Raw genomic sequence first — 25,046 nt, 5'->3', positions numbered from 1 at the left:
CGTACTCTTCAAAAATAACATACGCTCTTTTAGCTTCTTAAAGACGTCCAATTGACTTACAAAAGATGCCCTTTAAGCATGTTACTAACGCCCTTTTGAAGTCTAATTAAGCACCTTTTAAAATACATATTTATAACCAGTTGATTTACTGTTGGTTGCAGACTTTCTTTTTAGCAGTATTTTTATCATTATTTATATGTGTTTATTATAGCGTTTTGTAAATATTATATCATCCCTTCATCTGTACTTTTGGGGTATAATAATGAATTGGTTTTTAGTATAGGAAGATATAGGGAAAATAATTAGTTAACAATATTGGCTATGTGTTTGTTTTATATCTAATTTCTGTTTTTCTATTAAAGCGATACGAAAGGCTATTAGACAATAAATAAGAGAACCTTATTTTATCCCATTCTCTTTTTGCTTTTTTACCTTACTAAACTCTTCTATTCCATTTTTTTTGTGTTACTTTGCAGTTAATTATTTAAGTTTACTAACGTATTAATCCTACCCAAGTAAGGATATATTTTGAGAAAGCTGTCAATGATTAACATAATGAACATGAAAAGGAGCTTGAAATGGCTGATTGCTATTGTTGCAACACCAGTCATTCTGTTTCTTATCCTTGTTGCTTTACTATATTGTCCACCCGTTCAAAATTGGGCTGTAAAACGTGTGGCAGCCTATGTTTCTGATAAAACAGGAATGGAAGTAAGCATTAAAAGGATCAATCTTTCTTTTCCATTAGATCTTCAGTTAGATGGTCTGAAGATGCTTCGTCCGAATGATTCTATTCCTAATAAGAAAGATACGGTGGCAGACGTACATCGTTTAGTGGCAAATGTTGACTTATTGCCATTGCTTAAAAGTAGGGTAGAAGTAAATGAGCTGACATTTACAAAACTAAAAGCAAATACGGTAAACTTTATCGGTGACCTTCGTGTTCGTGGTGATTTGCAACGTTTGCATATTGTAAGTCATGCGGTTAACCTTGTTGGCGATTCTATTCGTGTAAACAAAGCAGATATTGAAGGCGGATGGATAGATATTGCATTGGGTGATACCGTCCCCGATGATCCTAATAAACAAAAACCATTGTGGCGTATCAATATTGATAAACTTAATCTTACAAAAACAGATTTCCGCCTTCACATGCCTGGAGATACAATGAGCGTTCGTGCTAACTTTAAGAAGGCTATGGCTAATGGTACTGAGCTATTACTACACGACAATATCTACAGAGTGGCAAATTTAGATTGGCAAGGAGGCGACTTTAATTATGATAAAAACTATGTACGACATGCAAGTTCTGGTTTTGATGCTGCCCATATTGCCATGCATGATGTTAATCTTGGCGTAGATTCTTTTCAATATGCAGCTCCTAAAATCTATTTGAATGTTCGAACAGCCAATATGAAAGAACGAAGTGGACTGGTTGTGAAGGATTTCCGTGGACCTTTCTTTATGGATTCTACAAGTATCAATCTACCTAATTTATATTTCTGTCTGCCTGGTACAGAACTATCAGGACGTTTTCGGATGGATATGAATGCTTTTGCAGATAATAATCCAGGACAGATAGCTACGCAATTAGATGGTTTTCTACAACTTGAAGACTTACGTCCATTCTTAACTTCTGTTCCTAAGAATATTTATCACACGATTCCAAGTCAACGACTTATTGTAAATGGTAAGTTAGATGGTAATCTTCGTTCAGTCTCTTTCAAACAGCTTCGTTTGGCTATGCCAGGTTATTTTGACCTTACAGGAACAGGATGGATAGGGGATATGATGGCTGGTTCAGGTCATCTTCGTAGCGATTTGAAGCTAAAAGGGACAGCTAACAACTTAAGTTTTGTTTCCAAGTTATTGCCACGCAATGTACGTAAGACGATTGCCTTCCCGAAGGCTATAGGTGTGAAAGGGTATGTCCATGTGAGAAAAAGCCTTTATGCTGGTAACATACAACTGACGCAAGGTGGTGGACGTATCCGTCTGAATGGTGCTTACAATACATCAACAGAACTTTATCGTCTTACAGCCGATGCAAAGGCTTTCCCTGTTCATCGTTTTTTACCAACCATGAGACTGTCTGCCTTCACAGGAACTATCAAAACTCAAGGGCGAGGAACTGATTTCTTGAATCCAAAATCATCAACAAATCTCAGCCTTCGTATTCGTAAATTCAGCTATGGTAAGTATGTACTCGATGGTTTGAATGGTGATGTTTCAAAACATGGTGAACTATTGTCTGCTCATGTAAACAGTCAGAACCGCATATTAGGTGGTAACTTTACTTATAAAGGTAGAGTGAACAGTAAACTTGTTGATGGACACATCCGTGGATGGTTACATCGTGTCGATCTGCATGCAATGGGTATTATAAAGAAAAGATATGTGGTCTCTACATGGGCAGATCTTGATGTACGTTCAGATATGAAGAATAGTTATTATGTGAGTGGCCCACTCCGTTCTTTCCGTTTTCAGCAAGAGGGCAGTAAGAGTAGTCACCTTCTTGCTGCTGGCAACTTTGACGTACGTGCTGATGTACATGCTAATAGTCTTGATTCTCATTTGAAAGGTCATTTATCCGAGGCTGATTTGCAGGCTTTAGGATTGATGGATAAGCATTATATAACTTCTGCTAATGGCGATATAACACTTCGTTCAGATATGAAAAAATATTATGCGGTTAGCGGAAATATAGGCCATCTATTATTGAGCGAACTGCGTAAGGGAAAGAGAGTTCCATTAGCTGAAGGTAATTTCAATCTTGATGCAACAATGCGAGGTGATCAGATTGGAGGTACAGTAAATGGTGTATTCCCACATGTTGACCTTTATCAGTTAGGTATCGTAGATAAAGCAATGACATGTAGTTTTACAGCAAACACTTCATTTGCTATGTCTGGCAAAGATAACCTCAATGTACGTGGTCTGTTAGGAAACGTTCGTATCGCAGATCAAAATAACATTTATACGCCAGGCGATGTAAGTCTTGATCTTATGAGCAAACGCGATGCTGTACATGCCTCTGTAGATGGTGGAGATTTTCATTTAAGCACTGCCTTCAATAGTAGTGTGAACCAATTGGCTGAAAACGGAAAGAGAATCTATAAAACAATACGTGACCAACTTAAAAATCGTCGTATTGACCAGCCTGCAATATTACGTCAGTTACCAACAGGGCATTTTACATTGCGCAGTGGACGTAATAATTTGCTTTTTAATTTATTAAAACAAGATGGTTATGCCTTTAGTCAGGCTGACATAAACTTGACATCGTCCCCTGAAAAAGGACTTGATGGATATATTAGTGTTGACTCTTTAGTATATGATGATATTCGTCTTGACAGTCTCAGAGCTGATCTTACAAGCTTTAATGGACAACTGAATTATAAGTTATCAGTTGCAAACAATCCTGATAATTCTTATCCATATCATGGTAATTTACAAGGAGTTCTCTATGAGCATGGTTTGCAGACACATGCTACAATTCTTGATAATAAGGGAAATAAAGGTTTCGATCTGGCTGTACAAGCTGCCATGAAGGGAAGAGGAATACAGCTTTCCATTACCTCTCCACAGTCCATATTAGGATACAAGTCATTCGCGGTTAACGATTCCAACTACATCTATATTGGACGAGACCGTCGTTTGTCAGCTGATCTTCGTCTTGAAGCTGCAGATGGAACTGGTATGCTCGTCTCAACCGAAGATGAAGATACGACATCTTTACAGAACGTGACTTTATCAATGAATCATTTTGAGTTGGGCAGTTTGTTTGCTGTGTTACCTTTTGCACCTAAGATGTCAGGTAGGTTGGATGGTGACTATCACCTTGTTCAGACTAAGAAGGAGCTTATGATTTCAAGCGATATGACAATCAAAAAACTCGTTTATGAGAATAGTCCTATGGGCGACGTCGGTACACAGTTTGTTTATATGCCAAAAGGAGATGGCTCTCATTATGTTGATGCCATTATTACCCAAGATGGCAAAGAAGTTGGTGTGCTATCAGGAACCTATAAGAATGAAGGGGGTGGAGATTTAGATGCTACCTTGGAGATGAAACGTTTCCCATTGAATTATGTGAATGGGTTTGTCCCTGACCAAATTGTTGGACTTGACGGTGTTGGTGAAGGTAAACTATCAATGAAAGGTTCATTGAAGAATCTTGATATAAATGGTGAGGTTTATCTTGATTCATGTTACTTAGTCAGCCTACCTTATGGTATAAAGATGCGATTTGCTGATGATCCAGTACAAATACACAATAGTCGTATCCAGTTTGAGAACTTTGAACTTTTCGCAAGTAATGGTTCACCACTCGATATTTCCGGAGAACTAGACTTCTCTAATTTTGATAAGATGAAACTCGATGCTCAAATGAAAGCAAAGAATTTCCAGATTATCGATTCAAAGAAGAATGCACGTTCAGAAGTTTATGGAAAGGCTTTCGTTGACATAATGGGACGTATTAGCGGAGCGTTAAATAATTTGCAGTTGACAGGTAACCTTGATGTCTTAGGAAATACTGATGTAACCTATGTGGTGAGAGATGGTACTTTGGTTACGGATAATAATCTGAATGACCTTGTTCAATTCACCAACTTCAATGACTCTTCTGCTAATGTCGTTGTTAAACGTCCCGATATTACAGGTTTAACAATGGCACTCAATGTTGATATAGATGAGCAAGCTCATTTGTTCTGCGCATTAAATGCAGATCAATCGAATTATATCGACTTCATGGGTGGAGGAAATCTACTTCTTAACTATGATCCAACGAATAGTGTGCAGGTACGTGGTAGATATACGTTGAATGAAGGAAAAATGAAATACTCTCTGCCAGTTATTCCACTTCGTACCTTTAACATAAAGGATGGTAGCTATATTGAGTTTACAGGTGATCCGATGAAGCCAACACTTAATATTACTGCTACTGAGAATGTCAGGACGAGTGTGTCAAGTAGTTCGGGCGAAGGAAGGATTGTTGACTTTGAATGTGGTGTAAGCCTTACCAAACAGTTCCCTAAACCTGGGGTTCAGTTTATTATCACTGCGCCAGATGATCAAGAGATGCAGAATGTTTTAAACACGAAGGGTGTGGAGGAACGTTCAAAACTTGCAGTGACGATGTTGGCATCAGGAATGTACTTTGATGGTGAGAACTCAGCGAGTGCAAATACTGCAATGAGTGGAGCGTTAGCAGGCTTCTTACAGAAGCAGGTCAACTCTATCACAGGTAAGGCTCTCAATTCGATGGGACTTGACTTGACTGCGAATATGGAAAGTGCAGCCGATGTGAACGGAAACTTACACACCGATTACACCTTCAAGTTCTCAAAACGTTTGTGGAATAACCGACTACGCATCATTATGGGTGGGCGTGTGTCAACGGGTTCACAATTCTCTGAAGAGAATGGTGCATACTTTGATAATTTCTCACTTGAATATCGTTTGAATCAAAAAGAAACGAAATATTTGAAACTCTATTATGAACGTGAAGCATACGATTGGCTCGAAGGTAATGTAGGTGAGTTTGGAGCTGGTTTTATGTGGAGACGCAAGTTACGTCATTTTAAGGACATATTCCGCTCAAAGGATGATTCTCCTATTGTAATGCCAAAGTCTGTTAAGCCAAAACGTGACTCTTTAATTAATTTCGTTAATGAGAAGAAATAAGAATAATATAACCACGATGAGTAGAAAAAGAATCATGAAACTATTATGTTTTGTGAGCGTTTTTTTTATTTTTGTCGCATGTAGTACAACTTCTGCAATTCCTGATGGAGAATTTTTGTACACGGGAATGGACGAAACAAAGTATGATAACTTTCAGCCAAATAAGCATTTTGATGCTGTAAAAGAAGAGTTAGACCTAGTTCTTGCTACCAAGCCAAATGCTGCTTGGTTGGGTAGCCCAAGTGTACGTTCTCCCTTCCCAATCGGTTTATGGATATGGAATGCTTTTTCACAAGATACAACAGGTTTGAGTCGTTGGTTGGTGCGCGCATTTGGTTCTGCACCAGTCTTAATGAGTTCAACGACCCCAGATTTAAGAGTCACAGTGGGCGAGAATCTCTTGCATAAACGAGGTTATTTCAATGGAAAGATAAGCTACGAGAAACTTGCGCAGAAAAATCCAAAGAAGATGCGCTTGCAATATGCTGTTAATATGGGACGAATGTGGGTGCTTGATAGCATACAATACACGAACTTTCCACCAGTAGCAGATAGTTTGATAAATGACAACCTTAAAGACGCAATTATTCACAAAGGAGAAGCCTTTGATGTTGCAACACTTGAACAAGAACGTAAGCGAATAACAGAGCTCTTTCATAACAATGGTTACTATTATTATCAGAATAATGATGCAAGTTATCTTGCTGATACAACGAAAGTTTACGGCTCAGCTTCCATGCGTCTCCAGTTGGCTGACTCGGTAAATGCGAAAGCCTTAAGGAAATGGTATATTGGGAATATAACCTTTAACTTACAACGTCAGGTGATGGATTCTCTTCATCAACAGAGGCGTTTTCGTGATATTATTATGAATTACAATGGTTCACGCATGCCATACCGTCTTCGTGCAATTGCTAATAGTTTGAAGATATGGCCTGGCACAATTTATAGCCAAGAACGATTTGAGAATACCCAGCAACAGTTGAATAATAGTGGTGTCTTCTCTGCAACAACATTCACATTCACCCCTTCGGATACGACGGATACCTGTAATGTTCTGAATATGAAAGTCAATTGTTTGTTTGATAAACCTTATGACTTTTATATTGAAGCCTACGGAAAAGGGAAAACAAGTGGGCGATATGGTCCAGAGGCAATCATTGGTTTAACAAAACGCAACGCATTACGTGGTGGAGAAAAGTTTAACTTACGTCTGCATGGATCTTACGAATGGTCATCAAGTACTGATGATAATGGTAACAATCATCGTGGAATAAATAATTACGAGTATGGTGCTGAAGCAAGTCTGCAGTTCCCTCGTCTTGTTAATCCTTTTGTCACACCTCCAAGAAAACGATGGGACCGCGAAGAGAGAAAGATTGCTGCGGCAGCTGAGAAGGGGCTAGTTTATAAGCCGAAGACTCCTCGCGCTTATTACACTACACCTTCTACTACGCTGAAAGCGTCTTTTGATGTGCTGAACCGAACTAAGTATTTTAAGCGTCATGTTGTGTCAGGTGAACTAAACTATCAATGGCAACCTAACGAACGAAATAGCTATTCATTCTCACCATTGACACTGACCTACGAATATATGCAAAAGGTGACTGATCGTTTTCGTCAGCTCATGGATAGTATACCTTATCTTGAAGCTTCATTGGCAAACCAATTCATTCCCAAGATGGTTTTTCAATATAACTTCATGAGTCCATCTCATTATAAGAGCCCTGTCAATTTTTGGGTAAATGTTAGCGAGGCATCAAACATTCTTTCAGCAGGTTATGCGGCCTTTGGCAAATCTTGGAGTGAAAAGGATAAGAAACTCTTTAAGAATCCATACGCACAATTTGTTAAGGTTGATGCTAATTTTACAAAGGTCTGGGGGTTTGGCGATAAAAGTGGTATAGCTGCGCATGCCAATTTAGGTACACTTTGGGCCTACGGAAACAGTAGATTTGCACCTTACACAGAACAATTCTACGTTGGAGGAGCCAATAGTATTCGTGCTTTTAATGCACGTCAGATTGGTCCAGGATGTTATCGTTCTACACAACTACGTCGTTCTTACGTTGAGCAAACAGGTGACATAAAGCTTCAGTTAAATCTTGAATATAGACCTCACCTAATGGGGTCGCTCTATGGAGCAGTTTTCCTAGATGCTGGTAATGTATGGACAATGCACTATGATACCGGACGACCAGAAGGGTATTTTAAGTTTAAGAACCTTTTAAAGGAGATGGCACTTGGTACAGGTGTCGGACTTCGTTACGACATAGGATATTTCATGATACGTTTAGATTGGGGTGTTGGTTTGCATGTTCCTTATGAAACTGGTAAGACAGGATTCTATAATATATCTAAGTTCAAGGATGCTCAAGCCTTTCATTTAGCTATAGGATTACCATTCTAAACGCTTTTCTGACCAACGATTCAATCCCATTAAATCTATTAATGGGGCTGAATCGTAATTAGTCATGAACAGTAGAACTGAGATTGATTTCCTATTTTTATTTTGTTGCCAGTGCAGGTACTGTTCCATTTGTACTCTCCTGTCATTCTTTTTAGTCTTTCAACTTGTTGTAATACAGTAAGATGCATGAAATGTTAAAAATGACAGCAATTCAAAACAAAACGGCTCTATAACGAATCGTGTGGGTAATTCGTTATAGGGCCTAAAAATATTGTCAAAAAAAACTAAACACAACTTCAAATTGACCTTAGTTTTAATACTCTTGATGCACATTAAATCACTACCCTTCCATATACAGCAATGGTGTTAATCCTTCGCACATGTGGTGCATACCATCCGCACCATTAGTGCTAAGCACCCGCACCACATGTGCTGAGCACCCGCACCAAACCGATGGGATATCAACACACAACCCACACGATTCGTTATAGAACCAACAAAACTATTCTTTGATTTTATGTGATTATATCCTTTCTGTTTGAGAATATTTATAATCCTGACTTTCGGGAGGATTTTCAGTAATTAGCTTTTGGTGTACTTTTCCACCTGTTTTCAATCGAGCGTATTATTCTCTTTATGGATAAAAGAGGGTAGAAAATGACGAGGTTTACTTCCTCACATAGTTTACAAAGCTGTATGCAGGGTTATCATCAGTTGCAGGTCGGCTTTCGCATGATTCTACACCCCATGTTCCATCGTTGTACTCGGGGAAGAAGACATCAGCATGTGGGGGAATAGCATGTATCTCTGTAAGGTAAAGATGATCAGCCATGTCTAGTGCTTCTTTGTAAAGACTCGCTCCGCCAATGATGAATGCTTTTTCCTCTGCACCTAAATGTTTGAGTGCTTCTTCAAGCGAAGTATAAACATCGCAGCCAGGGAAGTCTGTTTCTGTCCTACTAAGTACGATGTTCCTTCGGTTGGGTAGAGCACCTTTAGGTAGTGAATAGAATGTTTTACGGCCCATGATTACGGTGTTTCCCGTTGTAAACTGTTTAAATCGTTTTAGGTCTTCACTAATGAAATAGACCATATCATTCTTATAACCAATGGCACGATTTTCTGCTACTGCTGCAATGATGTTTATTTCCATAACGTGTTGTTATATTATCTTTCCCGATTCTTATAGAAAGAACAAGATTGCCTATAGGACGTTCGTTCGATAGAGGGGAATATTATTCTTTAATTATATTATTGAATCAATCATCAATGATTAGGCAAATAGGAAAACTCAACTCTATAACTTACTATTTGCACAACCCCCTCTTCTGGAGGAGTAGGGGGAGTTTTTACACTGCTACTATACCCGGAATATGTGGCAGTGGATTGTAATCTATCAGTTCAAAGTCTTCGTATTTGAAGTCAAATATATCTTTCACATCAGGGTTAATCTTCATTCTAGGCAGTGGACGTGGTTCACGTGTAAGCTGAAGTTTAGCCTGCTCAACATGATTCAGATAGAGGTGGGTATCACCTGTTGTATGGATGAACTCACCCGCTTCAAGTCCAGTGACCTGTGCCATCATTTGAAGCAGAAGAGCGTATGAAGCGATGTTAAAAGGTACACCAAGGAAACTATCGGCTGAACGTTGATAGAGTTGCAATGATAATCGTCCATTAGCAACATAGAATTGGAAAAGACAATGACAGGGTGGGAGAGCCATATCATCTACTTCAGCAGGATTCCATGCTGTAACTAACATGCGACGTGAATCAGGATTATGCTTAATCATATCCACGACATTCTTAATCTGATCGATAGTACCTCCTTTATAATCAGGCCATGAACGCCACTGATGACCATATACAGGGCCAAGCTCACCATTCTCATCAGCCCATTCGTTCCATATTCTTACGCCATGTTCTTGTAGGTATCTTACGTTTGTGTCACCACGCAAGAACCATAGTAACTCATAAATGATACTCTTCAAATGAAGTTTTTTGGTTGTCAATAGTGGAAAGCCATTGCGCAAGTCAAAGCGCATCTGATGACCAAAAATGGATAATGTTCCAGTTCCAGTTCTATCACCTTTCTGTGTTCCTTCTGTAAGGATGCGGTTGAGGAGGTCCAAATATTGTTGCATAATTGTTTAATTATTTCTGTGAGAACTATTGGGAAATCTTGTATATCGTCTTAAATTCATTTACCTTATAACAGAACCAAAGGTTCGTCGGGTATATGTGTACTTTTTATACGCCATTCTTGTGGATAGAGGTTGTTAGCTCGATTCCCAAGATTCTTGGCAAAACCTATTGGATAGTCTTTATAGGTAAGCAAAACAATGCCTCGTGGGACTTCTGGGGATAATACGATAGCTTCATGGCGAAGATAAGAGATGGCTGTTGGGTAATCAACATCCACTGAAGGATAAGCAGACTTGTCAGCTGAAAAGGAGAGTGCCAACGTATGGTCTGGAATTATATTCTTACCTTTTTGCGTACCTTCTTTTACGCCATGTGAAAGGACATGAAGATGTTTGCGAGCTTCTGTGATAGCTTTATTGATGTCGATTGTCGTCTTTTTATTAAGGGCTTCGTCTTCTCCACGCTTACGAATGATAGCCATAAACAAACCTTCACCACGGGTCTTGCCAGGAATGAAACGATAGACAGGGAAGTCTCTGCAATCTTTCAATGGATTATCGATGAGAGAGCCTGTAACGTTCCATGCTTCTTCAGTAGGAACAGAAAGTAGTTCGGCATCATACTCATTGATGATCCATGCAATATTCTCTTCATCTTCATGAGCGTTGAATGTGCAAGTTGAATAAATAAGAATGCCTCCAGGCTTCAGATTGTCCCATATATCAGCAATGATGTTTCGTTGTAATTGCCAGCAATTTTCAACGTTCTGTGGGCTCCATTCTTCTATAGAGGATGGGTCTTTGCGGAACATTCCTTCACCAGAACAAGGTACATCAGCAATAATCACATCAAAACGAAGCTTTGTTTTCTTATAATCACGTGGATAGTTGTTTGTAACAAGAATATCCTCATGACCAAATTTTTGAACATTCTCTGCTAAAATCTGTGCTCGTTTTCCTATTGGTTCGTTGGATAATAGGAAGGAACCTGCAGGTAAGGATGTACGTGCACAGGTTGTTTTCCCGCCTGGAGCAGCACAAAGATCGAGGGCCATAACAGGCTCATTTACCCACTGATGCAATACATAAGAAAGAAACATTGAAGATGCTTCTTGCACATAATAAGCGCCAGCATGGAGAAGTGGGTCAAACGTAAAGTTTGGTCTTGTGTCCAACCAATAGCCTTCTTCACACCAAGGGATGAGCTGAGGATGGAGCATAGGGTTGACCTTATGAGTTGACTCCGCTACCTTAAAAGGATTCAGACGAATACTAATAGGTGATGTTTCATCCATCCCTTTTAGAAAAGTCTGATAAAGGTCATCTCCAAACAGGTCACGTGTATAGTTAGTAAAAACAAGAGGAAGTCTTTTCTCCACTTCTTCTACATATTTTATACCTTGTTTATCTTGGATTGATGAACAAGGAGATTCTGTTACTTGATCTGGTTGGCTATTATATTTTATCATATTGCTTAGGGCATGTCAATGATTATCATTCCATCATCATCGGAGTTTTCTTTCTTCTTGGGTTTAGGCTGTTGTTTCAGGTTTCCCTTCTCATCAAACATACCATAGGTAGTACGAAGGACTGTAAACTCTGTTCGTCGGTTCAACTGATTGGCTATCTCTTGCTTCTCCTTGTCGAGTTTTTTGATGAAATCTTCAGTAAGGACATCATTTTCCTTTAGCCAAAGGTATTTCTCAGTAAGCTTCTTACGAATCTTCTTTGGACGCTCTTTGCCATATCCCACAGGAGTAAGACGTTCTTTATCGATACCATGTGCAGTAAGATAGGCTACTACTGCATCCGCACGGCGCTGTGAAAGTCCTTTGTTATAATCAGCAGAACCAAGATAATCTGTGTGCGCAGAAAGTTCTATGGTTATATTAGAATTTTCTCTAAGAAGCTGAACGAGTTTGTCTAAAGCCTTCTCTGATTCTGGACGAAGTGTTGCTTTGTCAAAATCATAGAAGATGTTGTCTATCAATACAGGTACATTTATTCCAGCCAAGGCAAACTGTAGCGTATGTTCTTTAGACTCTTCTGTAGGAGAAATCTTAACTTCTTCCTTATGGTTCAGATAACCATTACATGTTGCAAGGAAGATATAATTAACGCCAGGACGTACCTCTTGTTCAAAAGAGCCATCACCTTTGACAGCCAGTTTCTTATTCGTACCATCGTCACCCACCATGAATACCTGTGCTGCAGGCAATTCATAGCCATCCATTTCATAGACCCATCCTTTAACGGTCTGAATGACTTCAGGAAGTTCGAAACTATAAATATGGTCCCAACCACGCCCGTCTCCTCGATTTGAAGAGAAGAAACCACGATTGTGAATACCTTCGAAAGTCATACCGAAGTCGTCACCTTGAGAGTTAAGAGGGTATCCAGGATGTTCCAAATGATATCGGTGATTATTACCAACCTTAGCTATAAAGATGTCAAGTCCCCCCAGACCACCATGTCCGTTACTTGAGAAATAAAGGTCTCCATTCGGACGGAACGTAGGGAATTCTTCGTCTCCAGGAGTGTTAATAGGCTCTCCGAGGTTTTCAACACCACCTGTCGTACCGCCTGTCAGACGTACACGCCAGATGTCAAGACCACCTTTTCCTCCGGGCATATCACTGGTGAAATAAAGCCAATTGCCGTCCGGAGAGACTGCAGGATGTGCAAAACTTGATAGGGTATCGCGACTGATTTCCAATTTCGTTGCCTTTCCCCAGTTTGCATCCGAGCGATTGCTAATAGCTATCTGTGCGTATCGAGGGTTGCTGGGGTCAGTTAAACATTGTGTGATATACATTTCTCGACCATCTACTGAGAATGCAGGTGTACCCTCGTCTGCTTCTGTGTTCAATGCAGATTCAATTGACTTGGGTGTACTCCACTTACCTTTATCATCCTTTTCACTAAGGAAAATGTCACCAGCTTTTGCTCCGGTGATGCCACTCAGTTCATCACCTTTTGCTTCATTGCGTGTTGAAGTAAAATAAAGTTGTTCGTGCTTATCACCATAAAGCATCGGTGAATAATCCTGGCGACGTGAGTTAAACACGTCCATGCGCTTCACAATATACTTCGAGCCACGTTCTTTCAAGCCAGCCGCTATTGATGCGGCTTGTAGTTCTTCGGAGATAAGTTGATTGTTTGGCATTGAATCAAGTGCGATGCGATACTCTTTAACAGCTTCAGTATAGCTACCTTCCTTCATCAGATTGCTAGCTAAATGCTTATGTGTCTCAGCATTATCCAACTTATAACGGATTACATTCCTATAGGCTGCAATAGCACGTTGAGAAGCGGAGATGCGCTCGTAGCATTCAGCCATCTTCAACGACAACTCACCACGTTGACGTCTGTCCTTGGGTGATGTGCGCTGATAAGCAGTCTTAAATTGGTTAGCAGCGTCAAAATACTCGCCCAAGGAAAGGTGTTTCTCACCTTTCTTTATATTTCTATCTACACCGCATGCAGTCAGCATCATTATGAAGCCAACTGCTAACAGAAGGTGCTGTTTCTGTCTGCAAAGTTTGTGTAAAAGTCTTAGGTTGTCCATTTTTTATTCTAACGTCAGCACTATTAATTTATTGCTTTTGAGTTTTATCTTCTCTTCCTAAATACACTTAACTCGTCAACTTGTCAACTTGTGTCAACTCGTAAACTTGCAACTTGTCAACTTAGTCATCGAAATCACAGTTCGACTACTGTAATTCCTGCACCACCAAACTGTACGTGTTCGTCACGATAGCTTTTGACATTAGGAACACTACCAAGGTACTGTCGGATAAGCTGACGAAGGATACCATTGCCTTTTCCGTGGAGAATGCGTACCTGACTTGCTCCGACAAGGATAGCATCATCTATGAAATATTGCACTTGGTTCAAGGCTTCATCTGCTCTCATACCGCGTACATCCAATTCCTGACGGAATTGATTGCGGTGTTTGTCAATGGTCTCGCGGGTTTCACGACTATAGTTATATGCTTGGAATTGCTTCTGTTCAGATTGAATAGTAGCTGTATCAACGTGCTCCAAACGACTAACAGCCATCTTTGTTCTCATTCCTCCAAAGATAACATTTGCCTGCTTTCCTTCTATCAATTCTACCTTACCTACCGTCGTAAGACCTTTTATTCGTACTGAATCACCCACCATAATAACGCCACTACCTTGCTGCTTTCGTACAGCATTCTTCAAAGCTTCGGCTGCTGCTTGTTGTTTACCAGCTTTTTCTTTCAAATGTTGTTCGTGACGTTCCTTTCGACTCTTAATTTTGTCAACCTTTTTCTGAAAATCGTCATCAGAGAGTAAACCGCTACTTTTAATTTTCTTTTTATTAGATGTTTCAGCTTTATGAGTCTTACTTCCATCCAACAATCCAGCTTCATACGTTGCCAATTCCTGACGGATACGCTTGGTCTCTTCTTTCTCAGCCTGCTTCTCTCTGATTTCTCGGATGGCGTTTTCTATTCTACGATTGCTCTCCTTGATAATCTCTTCTGCCTGTGTCTTGGCACGATTGAGAATCTCCTTTCGGCTTTTCTCTAAAGCAGCGATATCTTTTTCATATTGATTGATACGTTTCTCCAATTCTTTCTCGTGACTATGGATGGTTTGACGTTTACTTTCCCAATAACGCTTGTCTCTAACAATATCTTGTAAGTATTTGTCACTCTGAATATAATCAGAACCAACAATCTCTGCAGCATCACGAATTACTTCTTCTGGTATTCCTGTTTTTCGAGCAATCTCAATAGCAAATGAGCTACCTGGTCTTCCAATAGCCAATTGGAATAGTGGACGCATTTTATGACGATCATAAAGCATCGCACCATTAACTGTTCCTGGATGTTCTTCTGCAAAATGCTTAAGATTTTGGTAGTGGGTTGTGATAACAGCCCACGCATGTTTCTTCCAAAACTGACGCAAGACTGACTCAGCAATAGCTCCACCAATCTGTGGTTCCGTCCCTGTTCCGAACTCATCAATAAGAATAAGCGTACGATTTGATGCACGACGCATCATAATCTTCATATTCATCAGATGAGAAGAGTAGGTACTAAGGTCGTTCTCAATACTCTGTTCGTCACCAATATCTATCATAATATCAGTAAAGATACCTGTTATAGAGCGGTCGCCAATAGGGATAGAGAGACCACACTGAAGCATATACTGAAGAAGGCCAACCGTCTTCAGACACACTGATTTACCACCGGCATTTGGACCAGAGATAATAAGTAGATGTTTGTCTTTCGTCAGTTGGATATCGAGAGGGACAATACTTGATGGTATGTTGCGCGTCTCGTTTTCCTCTTCTAAAATCGTGTTGTCTTCTTGTATATTGTTAGCTTCAATTGAAACTTTATTGGTTTCTATATTATCTACAGATAATGAGGAACTTGTTAGTTTATTATTCTTTCTTTCTAAAGATATTTGAAGTAAGGGATGGATGGCTCTTATCCAATCTATATGAGGTTCTTCTGATACTTTTGGTTCAAATCCTTTGAAAAGTCGAGCAAGTTCAGCTTTGGCACGAATGAAGTCCACAGCTGCCATAAGATTATAAGAGTCAAGAATCTCACGTACGTTAGGACGTACCTTTTTCGCAAAGTCTGTGAGTATTCGAATCATCTCTCTTCGCTCCTCGTTCTCGAGTTCACGAATCTTGTTATTTGCTTCAACAACTTCAGATGGTTCTATATAAACCGTTCTTCCTGTAGCACTTTCATCATGTACGATACCTGAAATTTTACGTTTTAAGCCTGGTGCAACAGGAATAACCAAACGACCATCACGCAATGTAGGTGTGACATCCTTTTCGACAAGTCCTTCTCCCTGTGCAGCTCGTAAGATACCATACAGTGTGCGTGAGATACTTCCCTCAATGCGTGCAAGTTCACGACGTATCTGAAGCAGTTCAGGAGAAGCATTGTCACGCATCTTACCGAATTTATCAATAATCTGTGAAATGCGTTGAACGAGTAATGGAAAGGTAGCAATACCATCTGCAAGGTTATAAAGAGCAGGGTAGTAGTGGCGTATTTCACCCTGATCAGTTTCTTCTCCACGGCTTAGAAAGTTTACTATAGCAATGATTGTTTCTAAGGAGCGTTTCAAATCAAAGAGTTCATCTACTTCCATGTGAGTTCCTTCCAAGCGAATACGTGCAACACTTTCACGTACATCAAAGAAGTTATCTAATGGAAAGTCGTCTTGTCCCTCTTGTATCTTGCGAAATTCTCTAATCTCTTCCATCCAGGTATTCACCTGTACGGCATCAGTCGAAAAGTTCATCGCATCTATTCGCTCTTTTCCTAATGTTGATAGGCAGCGTGCTCTTAAAAGTGAACGCACCTCCGTGAAACCAATCTTTTGTTCAAAATTCTTGGGATATATCATTTTCCTTTTCTTCTCAATGTGTTATTTATAGGCAATTGCTTTGAATCGTTACCATCTTATAACTTCAAAATCATTATCATTAGATCTTTGATACTGCCTACTGAACTGCAAATTTACGAAATGTTTCTGTAATATGTGTAGCATAAGTGCAGAACCTTTTAAGATGATATTAAATCAAAGTTTTACCTGCCTGCTCAGCAGGAAGAGACAACCTAAAAGTAATAAAATAATCGAGTATATTTGCTGTTCTTATTAGATCTAAAGATAATAAATACCTTGCATGGGTTGCGAAATGACTTTATAAAAGTGCCAGGAAATTATTGTTAAAAATGCTGTTTGTTAGCTATGAATTTAATGTTTGTAATCAGCAGATTACCAATGAGCGATAAACTCGTGCAGTTAAAGGTGCTTAGTTAGGCTGTAAAAGGGTCTTAGTAAGGTCCTTGAAGGGCACCTTTTACAAGCTAGCTAGGCGTTAACAAGAACCTCAATAAGCATATATAAAAAAATAACAGGTTCTATAACGAATCGTGTGGGTTGTGTATTGGTATTCCACCGGTTTGGTGCGGGTGCTTAGCACATGTGGTGCGGATGCTTAGCACTTATGGTGCGGATGGTATGCACCACATGTGCGAAGGATTAACACCATTGCTGTATATGGAAGGGTAGTGATTTAATGTGTGTCAAGCGTATTAAAACTAAGATCAATTTGGAGTTGTGTTTAGTTTTTGACAATGTTTTTAGACTCTATAACGAATTACCCACACGATTCGTTATAGAGCCAATAAACATTGTATTTATTTTTACAAATTGACTCTTTTAATAAATCCTTTCAGGTGTACTTTATACTTAAATATTCTTATTTACAACTTTCGTTGTCTCCTAAATGCGCATGGTTCTTCAATTATAAACAAGTACTTTCATGATTTTTTAAAGTTCATGTATGTTTTTCTCTTTTAAAGTCGTATAATTTAAGTTTTTTGTGTAAGTTTGCATTATACTCTACAAAGATTTGTTCCTATTACAAAGCACTTATTATGAAAACTCATTCATTGACACCTGTCTATATGAGAAAACTACTATTCGTTATATTATTGGTATGCTTTCAAGCATCATTGTTTGCCCAGACAAACAATGTATTGTTGAGCCGAATACTTCGACAGGTACAATTATTTCCGCAGGAGAAAACATACATATTCACAGATGCAGAAAATTATCAAGCAGGTCAACGAATCCATTTGCGTGTATTTCTGGTAAATGCTGTAGTGCATCAGTCAGATAGTATCAGTCGTTATGTGTATGTAGAACTCCTTAATACTGAACGCCTAGTAGTGAAGAGAGTGCGTTTGATACGAAGTGATCAAGGTTTCGTTGGGTATATTGATATTCCAGAAGGAGTAGCAAAAGGGCGTTATGTGTTACGTAGTTATACGAAAAATATGCTAAATGTAAGCCAATATGAAAGTCTAAAAAGTATCTTCATAGGTGGGCAAGGTAAGTTGCAGTCTAATAAGTATAGGAACTCTTTAGACGATATAAATAACAATACTTACTCTTTATTAGATATCAATAGATTAGAGAATAATGTTAGAGTTAAGGTTAATGATAATAAAAATGCAATCAACACCGATTATTTGCTGTTAATACACTGTCGTTCCATTCCAATATACTTTGGAAAAATAAGTAGAGAAAAGGATGTTATTTTGAATTATGATAGTCTTTCACAAGGGGGTGTTTATTCTTTTCAGCTTCTTGATGCCAATTTGAATACTATAGAAGAAAAGCTGAAATTTTTATATCCAGAGAAAGAACAATGTCCGATTTCAGTAGAATGTTTTGAAGATGATCAAGTAAATAAAGGACAGATTTCTTGTTTTATCAAGTCTGACAGTCTGCGAGAGGATGAAACAATGGATGTTTCAGTACGCATAGAGTATGCTGGGGCAAGTAGTTCAGATGTAAACTCATCCATTCTTTCTCATTTATTATATGATATGGATGTGGCAGATTGTCCTGAAGAACCAGTGTCTGTGCTTTTAAATAATAAAACAGAACAGTTACTTGACAGCTGTCATTGGACTCGATACAGAATGACAGATGTGATTAAAGGGGAATGTAAGAAAGGGAAGATAGGTGTTGAGAAGTCAGCTGTGATTCGAGGACGAGTTGAGACTTTGATTGGTCATAAGCCAATCAAAGAAGGTGTTGTAAATCTCATTTCACCTGATAAAGGCTTCTATGCTGTAACAAAAACCGATGTTTATGGACGATTTTCATTTGAAGGACTCGATTTCCCTGAAGGAACGCAGTACGTTTTGAATGCATTTACAAAAGCAGGGAAGTCATGGGTGAAGTTATTGTTAGACGAAGAGGATTTTCCATCGTATAAAGGTCAACTTCCTCCATTTGAATGGATAGGTAATGATACTATACGAGTAGATGCAACAGTGAATCTACCAAAGGGAAGTATTCAAATGGAAGAAGTGAACGTTTTTAGTCACCAACCAAGTTATTCCTCTCGTTCAGATGCGTACGCTCGTAATGCTGATTTCTCATTTGGATTGCGTGACATAGAAAGCATAGGAGCTACTTGTTTACATGAACTGTTGCGTCGAGTACCAAGTGTCACAGTTGAGTTTGGTAAATGCTATGTGCGAGGCGGTGTGACAATAAATGGCAAACGTCCTGCAGCAATCGCCATTGATGGTATCTTTGTCGATAACAATTTTGATTTAGATAATATTCAAATGGCTGATGTTGAGCGAGTAGATGTCTTTAAGGGCGGTTCTACAGTTATCTGGGGAACAATTGGCGGTATGGGTGTTATTTCTATAACAACGAAGAAAGGAGATTTCAAAACTCCTTCAGTTCCACTAACAAATACGAAGACATTTACAACATTGGGCTATCAGATTCCGCATCGTTACACACCTAATACACATACACCTGTTTGGTTGCCATCATTACGAGGTAAGTCATTCCGTTTACTTCTACCTACAGAATATGGTTTGAACTATCGTCTTATTATAGAGGGTATAACAAGTGAGGGTAGAATTATTCGCTATGCGGGAGGTTTAAGGAAGTAGGATAGGGTAATTTTGTAGGATAAAAGATTATTCTTGCTTCTATTCATCTATATAAGAGGGCAATAATAAAAACGAAATTAGAGGAGTTAATCAATTACCATCTACATTTAATATACACTTTACTGTGCAAACAATAGGCAATGATTTAACTCCTCTAACCCAATATACTCTTTACAAGTTATAATGTCTGATTAATCATCAAGCAATGTTGATGAACGAACACGGCTCAATGTTTCTGGTGTCATTTGAAGATAACTGGCAATATAAACCAGTGGTGCACGTAAAATGACCTGTGGACTGAGTTTACACATTCTCTTATAACGAGCCTGTGCCGTCTCAAAGCGAACTAAGTCAGCATGTACTTGTGATGTGATAAGACTCTCTTCCAAAATCTTTCGATAGAGAATTTGAATGTTCACATTATGAAGTGCCACCTGTTCCAACTTATGTTTAGGCAGGGCATAAATCCATGTCGGCTCCAAAGCCTCAACCTGTAGCTTAGTAGGTTCTTCGCGGAAAAGACTTTCAATACACATAAAGATACTTCTGTCTTCTCCTAAGTGTTCAGTAATCTGCTTACCATTCTTGAAATAGAATTGGCGAATAAGACCTCTTTCTATATAATAAACGTGTTTGCAGACCTCTCCCTCACTGAGAATCATCTGTCCTTTAGCGAATTTCATTGGCACGAGGATACTTTCGAGTACATCTAACTCATCATGGGTCATAGTACTATATTTACGTGCCAATTCACGTGCTATATCTCTTGCGTTGTTTGCCAAATCTTTCATTGTCCAATCCTTTCTATACTCTTTGATGTTAATCTAATTTCAAAACGGCAAGGAATGCTTTCTGTGGAACTTGTACGTTTCCAACTTGTTTCATACGTTTCTTACCTTTCTTCTGCTTTTCAAGAAGTTTACGTTTACGACTGATGTCACCACCATAACACTTGGCTGTCACGTCCTTACGTACCTGTTTAACTGTCTCGCGTGCTACAATCTTTGCACCGATAGCTGCCTGAATCGCAATGTCAAACTGCTGTCTTGGTATCAAGTCTTTTAGTTTCTCGCATATTTTTCTTCCAAATACAACAGCATTGCTTTCGTGTGTCAACGTTGAAAGTGCATCAACAGGTTCTCCATTCAACAGGATATCCAGTTTTGCTAACTTTGATGGGCGGAATGAATCAATATGATAATCAAATGATGCATAGCCTTTGGAGATACTCTTTAGCTTGTCATAGAAGTCTATCACAATCTCACCTAATGGTATCATAAAGATAAGTTCTAAACGGTTTCCACTCACATAGTTCTGACTAACAAGTTCACCTCGTTTATCAAGACATAGCGTCATAATAGGACCTATATACTCGCTAGAGGTAATGATAGAAGCTTTTATATATGGTTCTTCAATATGGTCAATCATAGTCTGATCCGGAAGACCTGATGGATTATGAACCTCTTTTTTGTTTCCTTGCTTGTCATAGACCATGTAGCTAACGTTAGGTACGGTTGTGATAACATCCATGTTGAACTCACGATCCAAACGTTCCTGAATAATCTCCATGTGAAGCAAACCCAAAAAACCACAACGGAAACCGAAACCAAGAGCTTGTGAACTCTCTGGTTGGAAGGTTAGTGAGGCATCATTCAACTGCAGTTTCTCCAAAGAAGCACGCAATCCTTCATAGTCATTCGGGTCGATAGGGTAAACACCAGCAAAGACCATTGGTTTTACTTCTTGGAATCCTTCTATAGCATGCTTGCAGGGATTGACAACATGTGTGACGGTATCACCCACCTTGACCTCAGTGGCATTCTTGATACCAGAGATGATATATCCAACTTCGCCCGTAGAAAGTTGTTGAGTAGGTACCATTTCCATCTTTAATACGCCAACTTCATCAGCAATGTATTCCATGCCAGTCTGTACAAACTTAACCTTATCTCCCTTTTTGATGACGCCATTCTCAACCTTACAAAGCGTGATAATACCACGGAAGGAATTGAAAATAGAGTCAAAAATCAAGGCTTGTAAAGGTGCTTTGACATCACCTGTTGGTGCAGGAATGCGCTTAATGATTGCTTCAAGAATATCTGGTACACCTTCGCCCGTCTTACCACTTGCTCGGATTATATCTTTTGGGTCACATCCAATAAGATCAACAATCTCGTCTTCTACCTCTTCAGGCATTGCGTTTGGCATATCAATCTTGTTGATAACAGGAATAATCTCCAAATTATGATCAATTGCCATATAGAGGTTTGAGATTGTCTGTGCTTGAACACCTTGTGTTGCATCTACAATAAGCAGTGCACCTTCACATGCAGCAATGCTTCGTGACACCTCGTATGAGAAGTCAACGTGTCCTGGAGTATCGATAAGATTAAGGATATATTTCTCCTTATCCAATGTGTACTCCATCTGGATAGCATGACTTTTAATCGTTATACCACGTTCACGCTCCAAATCCATATCGTCGAGCATCTGCCCACCAGTAATCTTAATCGTCTGAGTATATTCGAGAAGACGATCTGCCAAGGTAGATTTACCATGGTCAATATGAGCTATAATGCAGAAATTTCTTATATGATTCATTGCTTTGTCTATATTTCTAATATGCAAATATAGTCATAAATTTTGAGAATTAATAATGTTAAAATAAGAATTTATCTATTTTTTCTTATCTTTGCAACGGATATATGGTTAAGGATAAGACAAAAAGAGGTATCTTTTTATGCCATTCTCAAATCAAATCAATTATAATCAAAAAGAAAATGAAACAATTACTTTATGCAGGCATACTGCTTCTCTCTCTCTCAGCTTGTCGCAAGAGTTTGGATGATAGAGCAGCACAAGAATGTAAAGATTATACAGAAAAGAAATGCCCTACACCAGTGGTTAATGACACAAGAATGGATAGTATGGTTTTTGAACCTTCCTCTCGTACAATTCATTACTATTACACACTTGTCGGAAATGCTGACAATGAGCAAGCTGTTAACTCTAAGAGATTGGAGTTGAAAAAAGCATTGCAAGAAGCGTTGAAGGCTGATGCTGGTACGAAGGGATATAAGGATGCTGGCTTTAACTTTAGATATACTTATCGTTCAGGTAAAAATTCTTCAAAGGTGTTGTTGGACGAAACCTATACAAAGAAGGATTACTAAAGGAGATAGATGCAGGAAACAAGGAAGAGAGTTATGAGAATTGAGACGTGACTTTACTTTTTCTTAACGAGAGTGTTATGTCTTAACTTCTTTCCTTCTCATTTAGTCGGATCGTTTTTTCTTAATACTTATTTGAAATCGTACTCCTTTATTTTTTTTCTCACGTTTACGCAGCTTTAAAATGTTGACATCCAGCAATACAACTCCCAGAACTTACATTGCCATAGACCTTAAATCGTTCTATGCAAGTGTGGAGTGTGTAGAACGTGGACTTGACCCGATGACAACGAACTTGGTTGTAGCGGATGTGGAGCGAACCGAGAAAACGATCTGCCTTGCGGTTTCGCCATCTCTAAAGGCTTATGGTATTCCTGGACGAGCACGTTTGTTTGAGGTAATACAACGTTTGAAAGAAGTTAATGAAGAACGTAGCACTAAAGTTGGGCAACAGCTTACAGGAAAATCTTACCATGCTAAAGAACTTGAACAGCATCCGGACTGGGCTGTTGATTATGTGACAGCTATGCCACGTATGTCGCATTATATCAAGCACAGTGCGAAGATTTACAATATCTATTTAAGGTATATTGCCCCAGAGGATATACACGTTTATTCGATAGACGAGGTTTTTATTGATGCCACCTCTTATCTTTCTAGCTATCGGATGACTGCACATGATTTAGCAATGAAGATGATTCGTGAAGTCTTACGTGAAACGGGTATCACAGCCACTGCAGGCATTGGTACAAATATGTATCTATGTAAGGTGGCAATGGATATTGTTGCAAAGCATATTCCTGCTGATAAAGAAGGTGTGCGAATAGCTGAATTAGATGCGCAAAGTTATCGTGAGAAACTCTGGGATCATCGTCCACTCACCGACTTTTGGCGTGTAGGGAAGGGTATCGCACAGCGTCTTTACGCTTATGGTATAGACACGATGGGAAAAATAGCTCGCTGCTCTATCCATCAAGAGGAACTTCTTTATAAACTTTTTGGCGTCAATGCAGAACTGCTTATAGACCATGCTTGGGGTTGGGAACCTTGTACCATGGAGATGGTAAAGGCATATCGACCCGAACATAGTTCGATGAGTAATGGTCAGGTTCTGCAAGAAGCATATAGCTTTCGTAAGGCAAGAGTTGTTGTGCAAGAAATGGCTGATGCTATCGCACTAGACTTGGTTGAGAAACGTTGTGTTGCAGATCAACTCGTTTTGTCTGTTGGATATGATCGTACGAGTCTTACTTCGAAAGCAAGAATAAATTATACAGGACCAGTGTCCATTGACTGGTATGGTAGAAAGGTACCTAAAAGTGCCCATGGAACAGCAAACCTTCATCGCTTTACTTCCTCGTCTCGATTGATAAGTGAAGCTATTCTCGCTCTTTATGATGATATTGTTGATAAGCAATTATTGGTCAGAAGACTATATATATCAACCAATCATGTCATAAGTGAGGAGCAAATGAAGCATCAGACTTCCATCCCTATGGAACTCGATATGTTCACAGATTATGAAGCTATCAAGAAAGAAAAGCAAGACGAAGATGCAGCGTTAACACGTGAACGTAAGATACAAGAAACGATTATCAATATCAAAAATCGGTTTGGCAAGAACTCACTGCTACGTGGCTTAAATTTTGAAGAGGGTGCAACTGCAAAAGAACGTAACAAACAGATAGGAGGACATAAGGCATGACAGATTATTATGATGATATCATTCACCTCCCACATCATGTGTCCAAGCGTCATCCTCAAATGAGTCTTTATAATCGAGCAGCACAATTTGCACCTTTTGCGGCGCTCGCGGGATATGAAGAGGCAATAGTAGAAACTGCCCGACAGACAAGTTCAAAAATAGAGATAATGGAAGACATCAGGCAACTGATGGACCAAAAGCTCTCTATTCTTTGTAATCACTTAGATGAAGAGCCGATTATATCAATCACTTATTTCCAACCAGACAACCATAAACGAGGTGGATGTTATGTTACTGTTGCAGGTGTTCTGAAAGATATTAGAGCTAATGAACATATTATTTTGTTGCGTGATGGGAAGAAGATCCCCATAGATTATATTATAAGTTTGGATGGTGAGGTCTTTTCTATAAATAAACCTTAGTTATTTTTAG

13 protein-coding genes are annotated in these 25,046 nt (G+C 39.1%); 6 read left to right on the top strand and 7 right to left on the bottom strand.

The window, feature by feature from the left end; all coding sequences use genetic code 11:
- The first annotated feature begins 555 nt into the window (after positions 1-555).
- Positions 556-5,688, top strand: coding sequence for a translocation/assembly module TamB domain-containing protein (locus J4856_RS02395; RefSeq protein ID WP_234967162.1), 5,133 nt, complete (start codon positions 556-558; stop codon positions 5,686-5,688).
- Positions 5,675-8,098 (top strand): translocation and assembly module lipoprotein TamL, encoded by a 2,424-nt coding sequence (gene tamL, locus J4856_RS02390; protein ID WP_025837233.1) that lies wholly within the window; start codon positions 5,675-5,677, stop codon positions 8,096-8,098. Before J4856_RS02395 ends, tamL begins: the two co-directional genes overlap by 14 nt.
- Positions 8,099-8,765: 667 nt before the next feature.
- Here tamL and J4856_RS02385 read toward each other — a convergent pair.
- From J4856_RS02385 to J4856_RS02365, 5 genes are all read right to left on the bottom strand, one after another.
- Positions 8,766-9,251: a dihydrofolate reductase gene (locus tag J4856_RS02385; protein WP_025837235.1), complete on the bottom strand. Its 486-nt coding sequence runs from the start codon at positions 9,249-9,251 to the stop codon at positions 8,766-8,768.
- Positions 9,252-9,447: 196 nt separating this feature from the next.
- Positions 9,448-10,242, bottom strand: coding sequence for a thymidylate synthase (locus J4856_RS02380; RefSeq protein ID WP_065368051.1), 795 nt, complete (start codon positions 10,240-10,242; stop codon positions 9,448-9,450).
- 65 nt (positions 10,243-10,307) lie between these two features.
- Complete coding sequence (locus J4856_RS02375; protein WP_025837237.1) at positions 10,308-11,711, bottom strand: methyltransferase RsmF C-terminal domain-like protein; 1,404 nt, start codon at positions 11,709-11,711, stop codon at positions 10,308-10,310.
- 5 nt (positions 11,712-11,716) lie between these two features.
- Positions 11,717-13,810 carry a PorE family type IX secretion system protein gene (gene porE, locus J4856_RS02370; RefSeq protein ID WP_025837239.1) on the bottom strand — a complete coding sequence of 698 codons (2,094 nt, stop codon included), beginning with the start codon at positions 13,808-13,810 and terminating at the stop codon, positions 11,717-11,719.
- A gap of 134 nt (positions 13,811-13,944) precedes the next feature.
- Positions 13,945-16,653 carry an endonuclease MutS2 gene (locus J4856_RS02365; RefSeq protein ID WP_025837241.1) on the bottom strand — a complete coding sequence of 903 codons (2,709 nt, stop codon included), beginning with the start codon at positions 16,651-16,653 and terminating at the stop codon, positions 13,945-13,947.
- A gap of 1,067 nt (positions 16,654-17,720) precedes the next feature.
- Here J4856_RS02365 and J4856_RS02360 point away from each other — a divergent pair.
- Positions 17,721-19,739 carry a TonB-dependent receptor plug domain-containing protein gene (locus tag J4856_RS02360; protein WP_025837243.1) on the top strand — a complete coding sequence of 673 codons (2,019 nt, stop codon included), beginning with the start codon at positions 17,721-17,723 and terminating at the stop codon, positions 19,737-19,739.
- A 191-nt stretch (positions 19,740-19,930) separates the two neighbouring features.
- Here J4856_RS02360 and J4856_RS02355 read toward each other — a convergent pair whose 3' ends face one another.
- Both J4856_RS02355 and lepA read right to left on the bottom strand, forming a co-directional pair.
- Entirely contained in the window at positions 19,931-20,530 is a 600-nt protein-coding gene (locus J4856_RS02355) for a Crp/Fnr family transcriptional regulator (protein ID WP_025837245.1), read from the bottom strand.
- 28 nt (positions 20,531-20,558) lie between these two features.
- Complete coding sequence (gene lepA, locus J4856_RS02350; protein ID WP_065368050.1) at positions 20,559-22,340, bottom strand: translation elongation factor 4; 1,782 nt, start codon at positions 22,338-22,340, stop codon at positions 20,559-20,561.
- 179 nt (positions 22,341-22,519) lie between these two features.
- On the opposite strand from lepA, the gene J4856_RS02345 reads away from it, so the two are divergent.
- From J4856_RS02345 to J4856_RS02335, 3 genes are all read left to right on the top strand, one after another.
- On the top strand, positions 22,520-22,912 hold the full coding sequence (locus J4856_RS02345; RefSeq protein WP_025837247.1) for a hypothetical protein: 393 nt from the start codon (positions 22,520-22,522) through the stop codon (positions 22,910-22,912).
- Positions 22,913-23,093: 181 nt separating this feature from the next.
- Complete coding sequence (locus J4856_RS02340) at positions 23,094-24,614, top strand: Y-family DNA polymerase (RefSeq protein ID WP_025837249.1); 1,521 nt, start codon at positions 23,094-23,096, stop codon at positions 24,612-24,614.
- The gene (locus J4856_RS02335) at positions 24,611-25,036 is read left to right on the top strand and encodes a hypothetical protein (RefSeq protein ID WP_065368049.1); all 426 of its coding nucleotides are present in this window, start codon (positions 24,611-24,613) and stop codon (positions 25,034-25,036) included. Before J4856_RS02340 ends, J4856_RS02335 begins: the two co-directional genes overlap by 4 nt.
- Positions 25,037-25,046 lie beyond the last annotated feature (10 nt).

The sequence above is a fragment of the Prevotella scopos JCM 17725 genome, assembly GCF_018127785.1.
In the GTDB taxonomy this organism is placed as follows: domain Bacteria; phylum Bacteroidota; class Bacteroidia; order Bacteroidales; family Bacteroidaceae; genus Prevotella; species Prevotella scopos.
Note: the sequence above shows the minus strand (reverse complement) of the source record. Positions and strands in the feature narration are given on the sequence as shown.

Bases quoted from the DNA above. Each gene is read 5' to 3' on its own strand.
- J4856_RS02395 (WP_234967162.1), top strand. From the start codon at position 556: ATGAACATGAAAAGGAGCTTGAAATGGCTGATTGCTATTGTTGCAACA.
- tamL (WP_025837233.1), top strand. From the start codon at position 5,675: ATGAGAAGAAATAAGAATAATATAACCACGATGAGTAGAAAAAGAATC.
- J4856_RS02385 (WP_025837235.1), bottom strand. From the start codon at position 9,251: ATGGAAATAAACATCATTGCAGCAGTAGCAGAAAATCGTGCCATTGGT.
- J4856_RS02380 (WP_065368051.1), bottom strand. From the start codon at position 10,242: ATGCAACAATATTTGGACCTCCTCAACCGCATCCTTACAGAAGGAACA.
- J4856_RS02375 (WP_025837237.1), bottom strand. From the start codon at position 11,711: ATGATAAAATATAATAGCCAACCAGATCAAGTAACAGAATCTCCTTGT.
- porE (WP_025837239.1), bottom strand. From the start codon at position 13,810: ATGGACAACCTAAGACTTTTACACAAACTTTGCAGACAGAAACAGCAC.
- J4856_RS02365 (WP_025837241.1), bottom strand. From the start codon at position 16,653: ATGATATATCCCAAGAATTTTGAACAAAAGATTGGTTTCACGGAGGTG.
- J4856_RS02360 (WP_025837243.1), top strand. From the start codon at position 17,721: ATGAGAAAACTACTATTCGTTATATTATTGGTATGCTTTCAAGCATCA.
- J4856_RS02355 (WP_025837245.1), bottom strand. From the start codon at position 20,530: ATGAAAGATTTGGCAAACAACGCAAGAGATATAGCACGTGAATTGGCA.
- lepA (WP_065368050.1), bottom strand. From the start codon at position 22,340: ATGAATCATATAAGAAATTTCTGCATTATAGCTCATATTGACCATGGT.
- J4856_RS02345 (WP_025837247.1), top strand. From the start codon at position 22,520: ATGAAACAATTACTTTATGCAGGCATACTGCTTCTCTCTCTCTCAGCT.
- J4856_RS02340 (WP_025837249.1), top strand. From the start codon at position 23,094: ATGTTGACATCCAGCAATACAACTCCCAGAACTTACATTGCCATAGAC.
- J4856_RS02335 (WP_065368049.1), top strand. From the start codon at position 24,611: ATGACAGATTATTATGATGATATCATTCACCTCCCACATCATGTGTCC.